This window comes from Dactylosporangium sp. NPDC005572 (genome assembly GCF_040605515.1).
GTDB lineage: Bacteria > Actinomycetota > Actinomycetes > Mycobacteriales > Micromonosporaceae > Dactylosporangium.
The window spans coordinates 1-16,973 of the sequence record NZ_JBEXCY010000042.1; the positions used below are offsets into that span (position 1 = coordinate 1).

Annotated in this window: 13 protein-coding genes and 1 pseudogene; 10 read left to right on the forward strand and 4 right to left on the reverse strand. The window is 71.2% G+C overall.

The annotated features are described in order from the left end of the window. The first annotated feature begins 172 nt into the window (after positions 1-172). Entirely contained in the window at positions 173-859 is a 687-nt protein-coding gene (locus ABZS66_RS21555) for a TIGR02391 family protein (RefSeq protein WP_354760247.1), read from the forward strand. Positions 860-1,142: 283 nt separating this feature from the next. Next, a complete protein-coding gene (locus ABZS66_RS21560) occupies positions 1,143-1,460 on the forward strand; it encodes a hypothetical protein (protein WP_354760249.1) in 318 nt (105 codons plus the stop codon). A gap of 729 nt (positions 1,461-2,189) precedes the next feature. On the opposite strand, the gene ABZS66_RS21565 is transcribed toward ABZS66_RS21560, so the two are convergent. Further along, positions 2,190-2,705 (reverse strand): GNAT family N-acetyltransferase, encoded by a 516-nt coding sequence (locus ABZS66_RS21565; RefSeq protein ID WP_354760251.1) that lies wholly within the window; start codon positions 2,703-2,705, stop codon positions 2,190-2,192. Positions 2,706-2,885: 180 nt separating this feature from the next. On the opposite strand from ABZS66_RS21565, the pseudogene ABZS66_RS21570 reads away from it, so the two are divergent. Continuing rightward, a pseudogene (locus ABZS66_RS21570) lies at positions 2,886-3,766 on the forward strand (IS5 family transposase). Between the two features lie 249 nt (positions 3,767-4,015). Continuing rightward, positions 4,016-5,353, forward strand: a complete 1,338-nt coding sequence (locus tag ABZS66_RS21575) for a serine hydrolase domain-containing protein (RefSeq protein ID WP_354760253.1) — start codon at positions 4,016-4,018, stop codon at positions 5,351-5,353. Here ABZS66_RS21575 and ABZS66_RS21580 read toward each other — a convergent pair. Together ABZS66_RS21580 and ABZS66_RS21585 are read right to left on the reverse strand one after the other, a co-directional pair. Next, positions 5,350-5,571: a hypothetical protein gene (locus ABZS66_RS21580; protein ID WP_354760255.1), complete on the reverse strand. Its 222-nt coding sequence runs from the start codon at positions 5,569-5,571 to the stop codon at positions 5,350-5,352. The two genes, ABZS66_RS21575 and ABZS66_RS21580, sit on opposite strands and share 4 nt — an antisense overlap. Before the next feature lie 42 nt (positions 5,572-5,613). Beyond that, entirely contained in the window at positions 5,614-6,096 is a 483-nt protein-coding gene (locus tag ABZS66_RS21585; RefSeq protein WP_354760256.1) for a hypothetical protein, read from the reverse strand. Between the two features lie 223 nt (positions 6,097-6,319). On the opposite strand from ABZS66_RS21585, the gene ABZS66_RS21590 reads away from it, so the two are divergent. Then, a complete protein-coding gene (locus ABZS66_RS21590; RefSeq protein ID WP_354760258.1) occupies positions 6,320-7,837 on the forward strand; it encodes an alkaline phosphatase D family protein in 1,518 nt (505 codons plus the stop codon). 10 nt (positions 7,838-7,847) lie between these two features. Further along, positions 7,848-8,234 carry a VOC family protein gene (locus ABZS66_RS21595; protein WP_354760260.1) on the forward strand — a complete coding sequence of 129 codons (387 nt, stop codon included), beginning with the start codon at positions 7,848-7,850 and terminating at the stop codon, positions 8,232-8,234. A gap of 29 nt (positions 8,235-8,263) precedes the next feature. On the opposite strand, the gene zwf is transcribed toward ABZS66_RS21595, so the two are convergent. Beyond that, positions 8,264-9,766, reverse strand: a complete 1,503-nt coding sequence (gene zwf, locus ABZS66_RS21600; protein ID WP_354760262.1) for a glucose-6-phosphate dehydrogenase — start codon at positions 9,764-9,766, stop codon at positions 8,264-8,266. 255 nt (positions 9,767-10,021) lie between these two features. Between zwf and ABZS66_RS21605 the strand changes: the two genes are divergently transcribed. From ABZS66_RS21605 to ABZS66_RS21620, 4 genes are all read left to right on the forward strand, one after another. Further along, entirely contained in the window at positions 10,022-11,905 is a 1,884-nt protein-coding gene (locus ABZS66_RS21605) for an Hsp70 family protein (RefSeq protein ID WP_354760264.1), read from the forward strand. 44 nt (positions 11,906-11,949) lie between these two features. Then, complete coding sequence (locus ABZS66_RS21610; protein WP_354760266.1) at positions 11,950-12,537, forward strand: TetR family transcriptional regulator; 588 nt, start codon at positions 11,950-11,952, stop codon at positions 12,535-12,537. Between the two features lie 11 nt (positions 12,538-12,548). Then, positions 12,549-13,082 carry a hypothetical protein gene (locus ABZS66_RS21615; RefSeq protein WP_354760268.1) on the forward strand — a complete coding sequence of 178 codons (534 nt, stop codon included), beginning with the start codon at positions 12,549-12,551 and terminating at the stop codon, positions 13,080-13,082. 286 nt (positions 13,083-13,368) lie between these two features. Next, positions 13,369-16,962: a BTAD domain-containing putative transcriptional regulator gene (locus tag ABZS66_RS21620; protein WP_354760270.1), complete on the forward strand. Its 3,594-nt coding sequence runs from the start codon at positions 13,369-13,371 to the stop codon at positions 16,960-16,962. The last annotated feature ends 11 nt before the right edge of the window (positions 16,963-16,973 follow it).

Genomic DNA, 16,973 nt, shown 5'->3' on the forward strand with positions numbered 1-16,973 from the left:
AGGAACAGAGCCGAGCGTGACCACAATTCCACGAGCAGCGCGCGGCCGGCGGCATAAGCGCGCACGTGCTCGGGCACCTCGGTTATCGCAACCGCCCCTCGACCTGCGACAGATCGGATGGCCTACGGCGCGCCGCGCTCTGTGCCCGACGTGATCCTGGCAAGGTGCCCTCATGCTCTCGTTGCCTGCGGATCGGGTCGCCGCGTTGCCCGTTGATCAGCTTGGGTTTGCGGTGCTTCAAGACTTGATCTCCACCAACCAGTGGAACGAATACAACTACCTGCTAGGTGCATCGCGGGCCTACCAGGGCAGCGAGGCAGCCGAGGCGATCGCCGAGGCCATGGCATGGCTCCGCGCCAAGGCATTGATCGCCCGCACACCGGGTCAGACGTCGGACGCAGCGATCTTCGTGACCCGGACAGGCCGTCGGGTTGCGACTGAGGGGCCTCAGACGTTCTACGCCAACGAGCGGCTGCAGGGCGGCATTCACCAAGCAATTGAAGAGCAAGTAAGGCCGCAGTTTCTCATCGGTCAGTACGAGCTCGGGGTCTTCGCAGCCATGAGGGCAGTAGAGGTCCGCGTGCGCGAGCTCGGCGGATTCGGTGATGAGACCGTTGGCGTGGACCTGATGAACAAGGCGTTTGGACCCACAGGCCCACTTACCGATCGAGGCGCGGTAAAGGGTGAACAGGACGGCACCAGAGCGCTCTTCGCTGGCGCGTACGCGGTGCTGCGCAACCCCGCAGGCCATCGCGAAGTCAACTACGACAACGTAGCCGAGGCCGCGGAAGCAGTTCAGACTGCGAGTCTCCTCATGCGGATTCTCGACCGCACGGAGGCAAGGTTGCCCAAACCGTAGCGGGTTGCAATCGAGCAGGCGCCAATCGTGAGCACGCGAATCGCGGCAAGGATGAGGCTCTGCTAAGAGCGCATCCTTGGATGAGAATCCAGGTGATTCAAAGTCACCTTGACAACGGGCAGCTCGACATGGAAATAGTTGAGCAGATGAGGCGCCGGATTTGACCTACGTCATTGATATTTATCTTGAGGCCTCAGAGTCGGCGGAAAGCGTAGTGTCGACACTGATCCAGCACCTCCGTGATAGGAAACGTTCTATCTCCGCGACTCGTCTGGGTGTGGGCGTGGGTGACGCGTATGAGGATGGCTGGTCTGGGTATATATTCGACAGTGAAGGTGGCAACCCCACGGATGGTCTCATGTTGGAGGTATTCCGAGACTCTGGGGTGATGCAAAGAAGATTCGATCTGCTGAGGGGTGAAGCTTCCGATGCAAGATTCTTCGAGATGAACACCGTGGCTGTAGTAACGTTATCTGGAGTCGAAGTCGATTGGCCGCTAGTGGGGGCGATATGGCAAATATTCAATGCCCTGTGGCCATCGATTGTTTACGATGAAGTGAGTGGATTCGATATAGATATGTCCGATACCCCATCCCTGTGACTGCGGCATCGGAAGAGCCATTACATACCGCGATGCTATGCCCGGCCTCCTAGCGATGCGCGCCGCCGATCCGCCGATCCGGCTACCCCACGCGGCAGACCTTCTCGCGTTCCGCCACAACGCCGGGGTCACCAGCGACACCACAGGTCGATAGCTTCGGAGCACGCACTGGATTACACCTTCGCTCGACGCGGGAACCCGAAGTGTCCAGGCCTGCTCAGCGCGATGTTGCTGCTGGCCCTTCGACCCGTGAGCCGGTACTTCCAATCGGCTCGACCATCTGCTGTCGAGCCGTAACGCGCGCGCTCAGCGGCAGTAGAGGACGACGCGCGCCTCGCGAGTCTCAAGGGCGCGCTGTCGAGAATCTCATGCGCCCGAACGCCACGATCCCCAACGCCGAATCATTCGCAGGACGCCCTGATGTATCAATACGCCGACACCGGCGTTGGCTATGGCGAGCCCAGACGCGGCCAGCAACCCCGGCTCCACACCCATCACGTCGGTAGCGACGAGCAAGGCTGGCCATCCCACAGCGGCAGCGACGAGTGACAACCGCCACCAGCGTCCGAAAACAAGGCCGAACACAATCAGTACCGGGATCACTGCGCGCCCCTCCCCGCTGCTCCAACATACTCTCATCGGCAGATCCGCGAGCCGAACAGCTGCGGGTCCATCACGCTGCGTAGAGCGCGGATCGCGGGTACTAGAAGAGTTCTAGCGGCCCAACGTCTACAGCTCGCGAACGTAGTGCAGGATGCGCTCGCCGTGATCGTCAATCTTCGCTCTACCGGAGGCCGTCCATCCAAGCCGTGCGTAGAGCCGCTGGGCGCGTTGATTGCTTGCGTGCGTCCAAAGCTGGCCTCGGGTGAACCCGCGCTCTCGGGCGTGGTGTTGTGCCTGTTCTACGACCAGAGTCCCCAGCCCTTGCCCCCATCGATCCGGATGGACGGCAATCATCGACACATGGGCGAGCCCCGGCAGTGGATCCTCGCTGGCCCCATCCTGAGCGAGGGCCTGCAGTAGGAACGCCATCGCAACCAGCTCGTCAGCCTCCTCGACGAGCAGTGCGAAACCGGCACCGTCGACCAGCCGGACTCGCACCTGTCGTTCGGCCTCGGCGGTTCCGACACCAACGACCGGGCCTAAAGGCAGCCCAGTCTCCGCATGCCGGGCGATGTTGGCTGCGGTCCAGAGACGAGCGACAGCCATAACATCGGCCGGGCGCGCGGCACGCGTTGTAAACATTCAGCAACGCTACTGCGGCGAACACGCAAGGGCGACGCGCACACTCATCGGCATGAGCGCGCAACGGACCGTGGGTCAGGGCCGGCCAGAGCGGCGTACGGAGCGTGACGATGGATGGCGAGCCACAGCGCCCTCTAGGCAGTGTCTTCAAAGGATCATGGGTCGGGCATGATCTGACCCGTGATCCGCCGGTATGAACTCACGGATGTTGAGTGGGAGTTGTTGTCGCGGTATCTGCCGTCGGTGGTGACTGGTGGCCGGCCTCGGCAGGATGATCGGCGGGTGTTGAACGGGATCGTGTGGAAGGTGCGGTCCGGAGCGCCGTGGCGGGATGTGCCGGATCGGTATGGGTCGTGGCAGTCGCTGTATACGCGGTTTCGGCGGTGGGCCCTGGATGGCACGTTCGTGCGGATGCTGGCCGGGGTGCAGGCGGATGCTGATGCGGTAGGCGACATCGATTGGTTGGTGTCGGTGGACTCGACGATCGTGCGGGCGCATCAGCACGCCGCCGGCGGTAAAGGGGGCGACGGGAACCCGACGAACCGGACATCGGGCCGGTCGTCACCGGCGCGGAACCGGCTCACGCCATCGGGCGATCTCGAGGTGGACTGACCACAAAAATCCATCTGGTCTGCGACGGCGCCGGGCGGACCTTGGGTTTTGTGCTCACCGGCGGCAACGTCAACGACTGCACGCGCTTCACGCACGTGCTCGACGCGATCCGGGTGGCCCGGCACGGCCCCGGCCGTGCCCGGGTTCGCCCCGACCACGTGATCGCGGACAAGGGCTACAGCACCAAAGCCATCCGCGACCTGCTCCGCCGCCGCGGCATTAGCCACACCATTCCCGAACGCGCCGATCAGCAGGCCAACCGCGCCCGGCGCGGCAGCCGCGGCGGGCGGCCACCAGCGTTCGATCCCGGCACCTACCGGCGCCGCAACGTCGTGGAACGCTGCTTCAACCGGCTCAAACAGTGCCGGTCCGTGGCCACCCGCTACGACAAAACCGCCACATCGTTCCAGGCCACCGTCACCATCGCCGCACTCCTGCAATGGCTATGACCCTTTGAAGACACCGCCTAGTGGCGGCCGGCCCGCCACACAGTCCAACGGTGCTTGCCAGGACTCCGCCAGGGCCAGCATCGGGTGTGCCTGAACGCTGGAGTGCCCGCGTGATCGTTCGGATCGGACGTCTGGAAAAGCTTGCCGAAGGCTCGTTGCCGATCGGGCTGACCGGCACCAAGAGGATGCCGGTCGCGTCGCGCGAGGTTTCGTAATGGGCTGATCGCTGGCGGGTGGCATCATCGGGCGATGGGAGTTCAGCGGCGGGCGGTGCTCGGGAGCGGTGTTGCGGCGCTGCTCGGTGGGTGCGGCAGTCGGCAGCCGCCGGCCTCGCGGGCCGGCATGCCGTCCGCTACCGGCGGGTCGAGCGCGGCAGCGCCCGCGCGGACCGGGCCTGCCGAGACGCCCGAGCAGGTCGCCTTCACGCCCGGGCGGACCGTCGTTCCGTTGCAGACGCCGGCCGCGTACGCCGGCGCGCTCAGCAAGGTCATCACCAAGTACCTGGCGCCGAATCCGGACCATCCCAAGTACCCCGCCTACGCCGGGGCCGTGCTGCTCGTCGCCGTCGACGGGCAGGTCACCGTGCACGACGCGGTCGGTGACGCGCTTCGCTACGGGACCGGGCCGGCCGAGCTTCCCAAGTCGCAGCGGGTCGCCATGCTCAACGACTCCATCTTCGACCTCGCGAGCATCACCAAAGTGTTCACGGCGCTGCTGGTGCTGCAGCTCGTCGACCAGGGGAAGGTCCGGCTCGACGCTTCCGTCGCCGACTACCTGCCGCAGTTCGGGAAGCAGCAGGTCACCGTCGGCATGGTGCTCGCGCACACCGGGGCGCTGCCGGGGGGTGTCAGCTTCGCCGGGGCCAAGGACAACACCGAGCGGTGGAGGCGGGTCCTCACCGCGCCGCTCGTGGCGCAGGCGGCGCCGGGGAGCACGTTCCGGTACAGCGGCGTCGGGCTCATGGTCCTCGGGCGCCTCGTCGAGAAGCTCACCGGGCTCAGCCTCGACGAAGCCGTCCAGCAGCGCATCGCCGCGCCGCTCGGGTTGCGGGACACCATGTTCACGCCGCTCAAACGGCTGCAGAAGGACGATCCGCGGCTCGTCGCCACCGAGGCTCGCAAGGCCCGTGGGCTGACCCGGGGCGTCGTCCACGACGATCTCTGCCTCGCGCTCGGCGGCGTGGCCGGGCATGCCGGGATGTTCGGGACCGCTGCCGACCTCGCCGTCGTCGGGCAGATGCTCGTCAACGGCGGGGAGTACAAGCAGCAGCGGATCCTGTCCGAACGTACCGTCCGGGCGATGATCACCAACGTGAACATGGGGCTGCCGGCGATCGATGCCGAGCGGCCCGGGCGGTCGGCTGATCATGGGCTCGGGGTCGAGTTGCAGCAGCCCTGGTTCATGGGGCGGCTGGCGCGCCCCGTCACGTTCGGGCATACGGGATTCACCGGTACCTCGCTGGTCGTCGATCCCGACCGGCGGCTCGTGGTCGTGCTGCTCACCAACCGCGCACACCCGGACTGGACGCGGGCCAACCCGGACAAGCCCCGGATCGCTGTGGCCGACGCCCTCGCGGACGTGATCTAGGGCGAGGCGATGTCGCGGGCCACGTCGAAGGCCGGGCCCGCGTGGCCCGGCGTCGGGTGGGCCACGTCGGCGGCCAGGTCGAACGGGGCGTCATCCGCGTCGGCCGCCAGTTCGTCCTCGACCGCCTCGTCGGGGGCCACCGCCAGAACGGTGTCCGGCGGGGTGTGCAGGGCGGCGCCGTGATCGGCCGCGACGGCGGAGAAGTCGACCTCACTCATTGCACGATCGTGAGCGAACGCGCAAGGCGCGCGCAACCAACCTCAGGTGAAGCGTGGGCGGGCGCCCGGAGCCGGCACGTCCTGTGCCCGGGTCCGGGCGCCCCGCGGTGCCGGGCGCGCGGTGAGCGCTGCCGTGTCGCCGCCATGGTTCGGTGCCGGCGGGCGACCACCTCGGACACTGCGGGTGCCGGCCGCCACTACCGCCGCCGGCACGGCCTCCAGGAAGCGAGCAAGGTTGTAGTGACATTCCCGGGCGCGCAGATAGGAGCGCCCGGAGATACCGACGACCGCGCCGGCCAGGTCGACGCGCCACATCCAGTGTCCCGACGTCTCGACGGCGGCCACGGTACTGCGAAGGGCCGAAAACCCGTCGCGTAGGGACTGGACGGCGTCGCGGCTGGCCGCCAGGCTGTCGAACGTGCGCCCGGCGCGGCCGAGGGGGCGGTTGTTCGGCGACACGAGCATCCAGGTCACGGCCTCGGCCATCGCGCCGGGGTCATCGACGGCGGCCGCGGCCAACGCCAAGAAGACGAACCTCGCGTGCTGCACTCCCCCGCCCTCCGCCCGCCTGTCCACGTTCTGGGACACACGTTCGGGACAGCGCATGACCTTCGTTGCGTGTGCACCTGCACGCCGGACATGCATGAGGTGAACAACGGGAAGGGACGCGGGCGTTGCTATGCCCAGGTTTTCCCGTCAATCGGACAAAGCTTGATCGGCGTTCATCTCTGCCCGATAGACGTCACTCATGACGATTTCGATGAATCGGCGCGCCCTGTTCGGCGCATCGGCCGCGGCCGCCGCCGCGGGTGTGCTCCTGCCGCGGCCGGCCGCGGCGTTCGTAACGTCGGGCCGCCCGGTGCTTACCCACGGCGTGCAGAGCGGCGAGGTGACCGGCACGTCGGCGTATGTGTGGACGCGGGCCGACCGGGCCGGCCGCATGTACGTGGACGTCAGCGAGCGGCCCGACTTCAAGCACGCCCGCCGGCTGCGCGGCCCGGTCGTGACCGCCGACGGCGACTTCACCGGCAAGCTGCGGCTGACCGGCCTGCGGCCCGGCGAGCGCACGTACTACCGGGTCCAGGTCGACGGCGACCACCCGAGCGCTCCGCTGACCGGCTCGTTCGGCTTCCCCGACCGGCACCGGCCGATCCGGTTCGTGTGGACCGGCGACATCAACGGGCAGGGCTGGGGCATCAATCCGGAGCTCGGCGGGATGCGGATCTTCGGGGCGATGCGCGCGCTACGGCCCGACTTCTACCTGTGCAGCGGCGACACCGTCTACTCCGACGGCCCGCTGGCCGAGTCGGTCACGCTGCCCGACGGCCGGGTGTGGCGCAACATCGTCACGCCGGCCAAGGCGAAGGTCGCCGAGACGCTCGACGAGTACCGCGGGCAGTTCGCGTACAACCTGCTCGACGCCAACCTGAAGGCGTTCCTGGCCGAGGTACCGCAGCTCAACCAGTGGGACGACCACGAGGTCACCAACAACTGGTACCCGGGCGAGGTCCTGAACGACGCCCGGTACACCGAGCAGCGGGTGGACGTCCTCGCCGCCCGGGCCCGGCAGGCGTTCTTCGAGTGGACGCCGCTGGAGCCCGGCAAGGTGTACCGCCAGTACTCCTACGGTCCGCTCCTGGACGTCTTCAAGCTCGACATGCGGACGTACAAGGACGCGAACGACGCCAACACGTACGCCGACCCCAGGCGCGGCCTGCTCGGCCCCGACCAGCGGGCCTGGCTCATCCGCTCGCTGCTCGCCTCCCGGGCGACGTGGAAGGTCATCGCGATCGACCTGCCGCTCGGCCTGGTCGTGCCGGACGGCGCGACCGCGCAGGAGGGCGTGGCCCAGGGCGACGGCGGCGCGCCGCTCGGTCGCGAGCTGGAGTTCGCCACGGTACTGCGGGCGGCGCACCGGGCGGGCGTGACCGGCATCGTGTTCCTGACCGCCGACGTGCATTACACGGCGGCGCACCACTACGACCCTTCGCGGGCCGCGGTGCAGGACTTCACGCCGTTCTGGGAGTTCGTCTCCGGCCCGGCGAACGCGGGCGCGTTCGGCCCGAACGCGCTGGACGGCACGTTCGGCCCGCAGGCCGCGTTCGTGCACGCCCCACCGGCGGCGAACACGTCGCCGCTGGACGGTTTCCAGCACTTCGGCGAGGTCGAGATCAACCCGTGGTCGCGGGACTTCACGGTGCGCCTGCGCGACCTGACCGGCGCGGTGCTGTGGAGCACCACCCTGGAGGCGCCGCGCCGGCGGTAGCCTGCTCGGCGTGGCTCACTACAGCAGACTGCACGCGATCGTGCTCGACGTCCCGGCCGACGACCACGCTTCGACGGTGTCGTTCTGGGAGGGCGCGCTGGGCCAGCCGATCCCGCGCGTCGAGAAGTACCCGGAGTTCCACGGCACCCTGCTGGCGCACCAGCGGATGCTGTTCCTGGCCCAGCGCCTCGGCGACGGCGACCCGCGCGTGCACCTGGACATCCACACCGACGACCTGGCCGCGGAGGTGGCCCGGCTGGAGGCCCTCGGCGCGACCCGCGCCGGGGGCGGCTCCGGCCCGTGGCAGGTCATGCGTGACCCGTCGGGCCAGGTGTTCTGCGTGGTGCCCGACAAGCCTGGCACCCTGAACGACGACAACGCCCACCGCTGGGACTGACCGCAGCGGCGGGCGTTGCCGGACGTGCGTCAGGCGACGGTGTTGCGCCAGGCGCGGCCGCTGCGGCCGATCAGGCGCTCGGCGTCCGTCGGGCCCCACGACGCCGCCTCGTACGTCGGGATCGGGCTGGTGTCCTGGGCCCAGCGCTCGATGATCGGGTCGACGATGCGCCAGCACTGCTCGACCTCGTCCGAGCGGATGAACAGCGTCGTGTCGCCGATCAGGGCGTCGAGCAGCAGGCGCTCGTAGGCCTCCGGGGACTCCTCGCGGAACGTCTTGTCGTACGAGAAGTCCATGCTCGCCGAGCGGACCCGGAACGAGTGGCCGGGGACCTTCGCGCCGAAGCGTAGCGCGATGCCCTCGTCGGGCTGGATGCGCAGGATCAGCGCGTCGGGCTGCAGCTCGGTGAGCTGCGAGTCGGGGATCGGCAGGTGCGGCGGGCGCTGGAACTGCAGCACCACCTCGGTGACCCGGCTGGGCAACCGCTTTCCCGTCCGCACGTAGAACGGAACGCCCTTCCAGCGCCAGTTGTCGACATCGAGGCGCAGCGCCGCGTAGGTCTCGGTGCGGGAGAGCGGGTCGACGCCGGTCTCCTCCCGGTACCCGGGCATGAGCTCCTCGCGGGTGCCACCGCGCGTGTACTGCCCGCGCACCGAGATGTCGTCGATGTCGCGGCCCCGCGGCAGGCGGATGGCCTGCAGCAGCTTCACCTTCTCGTTGCGCACGGCCTCCGCGCTGAACGACGCCGGCGGCTCCATGAGCGCGAGCGCGAGGACCTGCAGCACGTGGTTCTGCACGATGTCGCGCATGGCGCCGGCGTGCTCGTAGAAGCTGCCGCGGGTGCCGACGCCGAGCGTCTCGGCCACGGTGATCTGCACGTGGTCGACCCAGGTGCGGTCCCAGATCGGCTGGAAGATGGAGTTGGCGAAGCGCAGGGCGAGCACGTTCTGGACGGTGTCCTTGCCCAGGTAGTGGTCGATGCGGAAGACCTGGCTCTCGTCGAACGCGGCGTGCACGGTGGCGTCGAGCTGCTTGGCGCTGCGCTCGTCGTGCCCGTAGGGCTTCTCGATGACCAGCCGCGCGAACGAGCCCTCGCGGGCCTGGTTCAGCCCGGCGCCGGCGAGGCCGTTGATGACGAGCGGGAACGCCTCGGCCGGGGTCGACAGGTAGAACACCCGGTTGCCGGCGGTGCCGCGCTGCTCGTCCAGCTCGTCCAGCACGGTGGCGAGCCGCTTGTAGGTCTCGGGGTCGTCATAGCCGCCGGCGATGTACCGCACCGCGCCCGTGAGCTGCGGCATGCCCGACAGCCCCTTGTCGCCGAGCACGTTGTGGATGAACTTCTCGTCGTCCATCGGCGTGCGGGCGACGCCGACCACCGCGAACCGCTCGTGGAGGCGGTTGTGGCGGGCGAGGCTCTCGATGGCCGGGATCAGCTTGCGCCGGGTGAGGTCGCCGGACGCGCCGAAGATGACCACTGTCGCGGGCGGGGCGTGCCGGTTGTCGGACTCCTGCAGGACCGGGTCGGTTGACATGGATGCGCGCCTCTTTCGTCGGACTGCCGCCGTGACACTATGAGGCAACCGCTGCGCGCAGCAACGATTCCGGAACGTGACCGGCGTCTCGGTGATTCGACAGATTCGACGGTACCGGCTGTGCGTCAACGCCCGGAAACCGCCGTCCCGACGGTCTCTTACGAACACCGAACAGCCGAAGCGCGGAAACTTTTCGCCAGGCAGCCTGATCTCACCGACGATCCTCCGTTCCGTACCACTTCCCTGGAGCCTCCGGTGACCGATCCGACGCTCGTGATCGACTTCGGCACGTCCACTTCGTCCGCCGTGCTGGTCCTGCCCGACGGGCAGCAGCGACTCATCAAGGAGCCCACCAGCGGCTCGTACTCGTGGCCGACCGCCGTGTGCTGGGACGGCACCACCCTGCTCGTCGGCACCGCCGCCGAGCGGCGCAAGCGCACCGACCCGGCCGCGTACCGCCGGGAGTTCAAGCGCGACCTCGGCGACGCCTACCCGACCCCGCTCGGCGACCGCTCGTTCCCGGTCGGCGAGCTGGTCACCGCCGTGGTCACCGCGCTGGCCGGCCGCGCCCGGGAGCTGGCCGGCGGCCCGGTGGAGCGGCTGGTACTCACCGTGCCGGCCTCCCACGGCCCCGGCGATCCCCGCCGCGACCTCATGATCAAGGCCGGTGAGGCGGCCGGCTTCGTCGAGGTGGAGCTGCTCCAGGAGCCCGTGGCGGCGGCCCTGGCGCCGATGACCGGGGCCGCGTTCACGGCCGGTGACGTCGTGCTCGTCTACGATTTCGGCGGCGGTACCTTCGACGCCGCCGTCGTGCGGTTCACGTCCACGGCCGACCACGAGGTCCTGGGACACGCCGCCCTCGACGACTGCGGCGGCCGCGACCTCGACGTCGTCATCGCCCGCGAGCTGCAGGAGTCGGGCGGCGAGGCGCTCGCCGCGGCGCTCGACGGCCCCGACAGCGCGGCCCGCCTGCGGGCCACCCTCCAGCTGGGCGACTTCGCCCGCGGGGTGAAGCACCAGCTCAGCGACTCGGCCACGGTCGAGGACTACATCACGCCGGCCGCGCCGGCGTTCCACCTCAGCCGCGACCAGCTGATCAAGCTCACCGAGCGCGAGCTTGACCGCACCGTCGCCTGCAGCACCAGCCTGCTCAACCGCTGCGGCGTGCGGCCGGAGCAGCTCTCGGCGGTCGTCCTCGTCGGCGGCAGCTCGCGGATGCCGATCGTGCAGGACCTGGTGGGCCGGCGCTTCGGCCGGCCGCTGCGGCACGCCGAGGACCCGGAGCTGTCGGTCGTGCAGGGCGGCGCGACCTGGGTCGGGCGCGGCGGCGGCCGCCAGGTGACGGTGACCGAGACCGACCCCGACCACGTCCCGATGCGCTGGGCCATCCCCGGCGGCGCCGCGAAGGTCGTGAAGTTCACGGTGCGCCCGGGCGAGCGCTACCCGGCGGGCGCGGAGCTGGTCGTCCTGCGCACCGAGGACGGCGCACTGCTGCGCCTCTACGCCCCGGACCGCGGCGGCCGCCTCGTGGAATGGCACACGGAGCCGGGCGCGACGGTCACGAGGGACGCCTGGCTCGCCACGCTCCATCCCGATGAGGTGGTACCGGCGACAGCCCCCACGGCCGAGCCGCCCTCGGGCGAGGTCGTCTACACCAACCGCCGCAGCGTGGCGCTGTGGTCGCTGACCTGGCTCGCGCTGCTGCCGCTCGCCTACGCCGCGATCGGGTTGACCGGCGGCGGCATCGCGGTGACCATCGAGGACGGCGGCGCCTACTTCCTGATGGTCATCCCGGGGCTGGGTGCGGTCTACCTCGGCTATCTGCTGGTCCGCTTCCAGCTGCGGCGGCGGCCGGGCCACACCGTGCGGCTCGACGGCACCGGCATCACGCACCTCCGGTTCTCCACCCGCCGCCACTATCCGTGGAGCGAGGCCACAGAGGTGCTGCTGTCCGACGGCTGGCTGCGGGTGAAGCTGCGCGAGGGCTCGACGCTGCGCCACGATCCTCTGTACGTCCCGCGCCTCGACCCGGTCACCGGCACGTTCAAGGTGGCCCGCCTCTCGTGGGTCCACACGGACGAGGCGACCGCGCGCAGCGCGATCAAGCACTACAGCGTGGGGAGGTTTCCGACGCGGTAGCGTCGGCTGGCATGGGGCGACCGCCGCGGCACGATGCCGACAGCATGCTTGACGCCGCCGTCCGGCTGGCCGGGGAGGGCGGGCCGGCGGCGGTGACCGTCGCGGCCGTGGCGCGGGCGGTGGGTGGGCCGACCGGGTCGGTGTACCACCGGTTCGCCGGGCGGCCCGCCCTCGCCGCGGCGCTGTGGAACCGGACCGTCGCGCGGTTCCAGGAAGGGTGGCTCGCCGCCCTCGCCGCGGATCCGGCCGAGCGGGCGGCGGCGGCCGCGGCCGGGCATGTGGTCGCGTGGAGCCGGGCGAACGAGGCCGAGGCGCGGGTGCTGTTGTACGGGGCGGCGGACTTCGACGAGCCGGGATGGGCCCCCGAGGCCCGGGCCGAGCTGCGCCGGCTCAACGCCCGCATCGGGCCCGCGCTGCGCGACCTCGCCGCCCGCCTGCGCGCCGCGAACAAAGCGACCACCGACGCGCGCCATCCCGCGGACCTTGTCGAGCTACTGACCGTGGCGACCATCGACCTGCCGGGCGCCGTGGTGCGGCGGCACCTGCGGCGGGGCAAAGGGATCCCGGCCGGGGCCGAAATGATGGTTTCCCGGGCGGCGGGGTCCCTGCTAGTTTTAGAGGCGTGCCTCTAAAACTTCCTGAAGTGTGGGGCGTCACGGACGACGAGGTCGCCCGCCCCTATCCGTGCGACGGCGTGTTCGCCGGGCCGACGGTCGAGTGGTTCCGCGGGGTCGACGTCGACGCCGAACCGGCGGCCCTGTTCCGGTGGCTGTGCCAGCTGCGCGTCGCGCCGTACAGCTACGACCTCGTCGACAACCTCGGCCGGCGCAGCCCGCAGCGGCTCGTCCCGGGGCTGGAGCGGCTCACCGTCGGGCAGACGATGATGACGATCTTCGAGTTGGCGAGCTTCGCCGAGGACGAGCACCTGACCGTGCGGATGCGGCCCGGGCCGGGCCGCCGGGCGTTCGGGGACCTGCTGGTGAGCTACACGATCCGCCCGGCCGGGCCGTCCGGGCCGGGACGGTCCCGGCTGGTCGCGAAGCTCGTTGTCCCCACCGACCAGGACCTCCGGCACCGAATCGCGCGCCCGCTGCTGGCCTGGGGCGACCTGATCATGATGCGCCGCCAGCTGCACAACCTCGCCCGGCTGGCCGCGCGGCACGATCAGGCCAGGTAGCACGCGGTCGCGGCTGCACGGCACGGCCGGCGCGGTGACCCAGCCCAGGAAGCCAGCCACGGTAACGTAACGTCGCCATCTGCGGACCGTGAGTGTGCGGGGAGCGGGAGGCCTGCGGCAACGAGCGGAGGATGCCCGCCTCAACTTCGAGCGGGTCGGCAACGCCATCCAGCAGCAGCGCCTCCGACGAACGCAGCGCCTGTTCACCGGCCGTTTGGACGTCTACCTCCGGGGCTCCCGCCCGGGGTACTTTGATCGCCCAAGGGGTCGATCAGGGAGTTGCCGGGTGGAGTTGTCGGTCAGCGTGCTCGGCGACATGACGGCCGCCGTGCGCGGGGAGCCGGTCGACCTCGGCGGACGCCGGCAGCGGGCCGTGCTCGCGGTCCTGGTCCTCAACCGCGGCGACATCGTCCCCACCGACCGCCTGGTCGACTGCGTGTGGGGCGACCACCCGCCGGCGAACGCGGCCGGGGCGCTCCAGGCGTACGTCTCCCACCTGCGCCGCCGCCTCGAACCGGGCGGCACCGCGCGGGCCCGCGGCAACATCATCGTGAGCCGCCCGCCGGGCTACGCCCTGACCCTGCCGCCGGACGCGGTCGACGCCTGGCGCTTCGAGCGCCTCATCCAGACGGCCCTCCAGGACGACGACGCCGCCCAGCGCGACCTGCTCCCCCAGGCGCTGCGCCTGTGGCAGGGCCCGGCCTACGCCGAGTACGCGGACGAGTCGTGGGCCCAGCCGGAGGCCGCCCGCCTGGCCGAGCTGCGGGAGGTGGCGCGGGAGCAGCTGCTCTCGGCCCGCCTGGCGCTGGGTGAGTCGGCGGTCCTGGTACCGGAGCTCGAGGCGCTGGTCGCCGAGGAGCCACTGCGGGAGAAGCGCTGGCGGCTCCTGGTGCTGGCCCTGTACCGCGCCCACCGCCAGGGCGACGCCCTCGCGGCCCTGCGGCGCGCCCGGCAGACGCTGTCCGAGCAGTTGGGGGTGGACCCGGGTCCGGCGCTGCGCTCGCTGGAGGCCGAGGTCCTGGCCCAGGCCCCGTCGCTCAACGCGGCGCCGGCCGTGGTGACGCCGGCGACTGCGCCGACCGCGCCCTCGGCCGGCATTCCGGAACCGTCCAGCAGACCGGTTGTACCCGAGGAGCGCCCCGCCGCCCCGCGCGGAGACGTGCTGGTCGATCGGGAGCGGGAGGTCTTCGAGCTGCGGCAGGCCGCCGCCGACGCGTTCGACGGGCTGGCGCGGTTCGCCGTGATCGAGGGGCCCGCCGGGATCGGGAAGAGCCGGCTGCTCGCCGAGGCCCGGCGCATCGCGGAGGAGCACGGGGCGCTCGTGCTCACCGCCCGCGGGAGCCAGCTCGAGAAGGAGTTCGGGTTCGGGGCCGCCCGGCAGCTGTTCGAGGCGCTGCTCACCCAGCCCGCCGAGCGGGAGCGGCTGCTCAGCGGGGCCGCCGCCTCGGCCGGCTCGGTGTTCGACCTCGGTGGGGCCGAGCCGCCGCGCGGCGACCACACGTTCGCGGCCCTGCACGGCCTCTACTGGCTCACCGCGAACGCCGCCGCGGCGCGCAGCCTCGCCATCGTCGTCGACGACCTGCAGTGGTGCGACACCGGGTCGCTGCGGTTCCTGGCGTACCTGGTCCGCCGGCTCGAAGGGCTGCCGGTGCTCGTGGTGGCGACGCTGCGGACCGGGGAGCAGTACGAGGACGACGCGCTGCTCGCCGAGCTCCAGCTCGACCCGGCCACCATCGCCGTGCGGCCCGGGCCGCTGTCCCCGGACGGCGTCGCCGACCTCGTGCGGGAGCGGCTCGGCAGCACCGCCGAGAGCCGGTTCATCGCCGCCTGCCACCGCACCACCTCGGGCAACCCGCTGCTGCTGCGGCAGCTGCTGAAGGCTCTGGAGGCGAACGGCGTGCGGCCGAGCGCCGCGCACGTCGGCACGGTGACCGCGATCGGGTCGCGGGCCGTGTCCAGCATGGTGCTCATCCGGCTGCGCCGCATGCCGGCCGCGAGCACCGCCGTCGCGCGGGCCATCGCGGTGCTCGGCGACGGGGCCGGGCTGCCGACCATCGCCGCGCTCGCCGGGGTGGACGAGCCGGAGGCGGCGGCCGCCGTCGCCGCGCTGGCGCGGGCCGAGGTGGTGCGCCACGAGTACCCCATCGGCTTCGTGCATCCCCTGGTGCGCGACGCTGTCTACCAGGACCTGCCGCCGGGCGAGCGGCAGCTGCAGCACGAGCGGGCCGCGCGGGTGCTGCAGGGCATGTCGGCCGCGCCGGAGCAGATCGCCGCGCACCTGCTGCAGATCCCCGAACGGGCCGACCCCTGGGTCGTCGACGTGCTGCGGGCGGCAGCCGGGACCGCGCTCAACCGCGGCGCCCCGGACGGCGCCGCCACGTACCTGCGCCGCGCGCTCGCGGAGCCGCCGCCGGCGGCCCAGCGACCGGCGGTACTGCTGCATCTGGGGCAGGTGGAGACCCTCAACGACGGGCCGGCCGCGATCGCCCACCTGCGCGCCGCGTACGACGACCCGATCACCGACCCGGCCACCTTCGCGGCCGTGGCCCGGATGCTCATCCACACGCTGATCTTCGCCGGGCCGGAGGGCAACGCCCCCGAGTTCGCCCGGCAGGCCTCGGTGCGGCTCGCGGCCGAGTTCGCCGACGAGCGGCTCGGCATGGTCGCGCTGGAGCGGATCGCGGCCTACATGTACAGCGGCGACGCGTTCGCGGCCGGCGAGCTCACCACCGAGATCACCGGCGGCGGGCTCGGGGCGCGGATGCTGTCCGCCTGCCGGGCCTGGGAGCTGGTGGCGCGGGGCACCGACCGGACCGAGGCGGTCCGGCTGGCCCAGTTCGCCCTCGCCGAGGGCATCCTGCTGCGCGGCGACCCGGGCCTGTTCTGGGTGATCGCGGGCGTGGTGCTGGAGAACGCCGACGTCGAACCCGGCGCGCTGTGGGACGACGCGCTCGCGCTCGGCCACACGCGCGGCTCGCTGTTCACCGTGCTCGCCGCCCAGCTGTGGCTCGGCTGGCGGCTGTGGCAGCGCGGCGACCTGCCGGAGGCGCAGCACAACCTGGTCGCCGCCAACGAGCAGAACCTGCGCTGGGGCGGCGTGCCGGCCCTCGGTATCTCCTATGGCGAGGCGTACCTCGTGCGGGTGCTCGTCGACCGTGGCGACCTCGCCGGGGCGCGGGCGTTCGTCGACGCCCACGAGACCCGCATCCGCATCGGCGACGGCATCCGCCTCTTCGCCCAGGCCAAGGTCGACCTGCTCATGGCCGAGGGCCGGCCGGCCGACGCCCTGTCCGTGCTCGACACCGAGCTGACCACCGACTACCTCGGCAACCCGATGTGGTTCGAGGAGCGGTCGCTGCGGGCCAGGGCGCTCGCCGCGCTCGGCCGGCTCGACGAGGCGGTCGCGCTCGCCGCGGACGACCTCGTCCGGATGCGCGACTGGGGCGCCCGGCGGGCGATCGGCCGCGGGCTGCGCCTGCTGGGCAGCCTGCGGCGCGACCCCGACGTGCTGCGCGAGGCGGTGACGCTGCTGGCCGGCACGGCGGCGCGCCTGGAACACGCGCGGGCGCTGTACGACCTGGGCCGGGTCTCGCCGGAGCCCGTCGAGCTGTATCGCGAGGCGCTGAAGCTCGCCGAGGAGTGCGGGGCCGCCCCGCTGCGGGCCGAGGTCGCCGAGGCCCTGGCCGCCCGCGGCGACCAGGTGCCGGCCGAGCCGCCGGCCGCGCTGACCACGGGCGAGCGCCGGCTGGTGACGATGCACGTCGGCGGGGCCGACGACCGCGAGATCGCCCAGGCGCTGTTCCTCACCCCGCACACGGTCCGCGACACCCTCGACACGATCCGCCGCCGGTTCGGGGTCGCCGACCTCGCCGAGGTCTAGGCACGGCATCG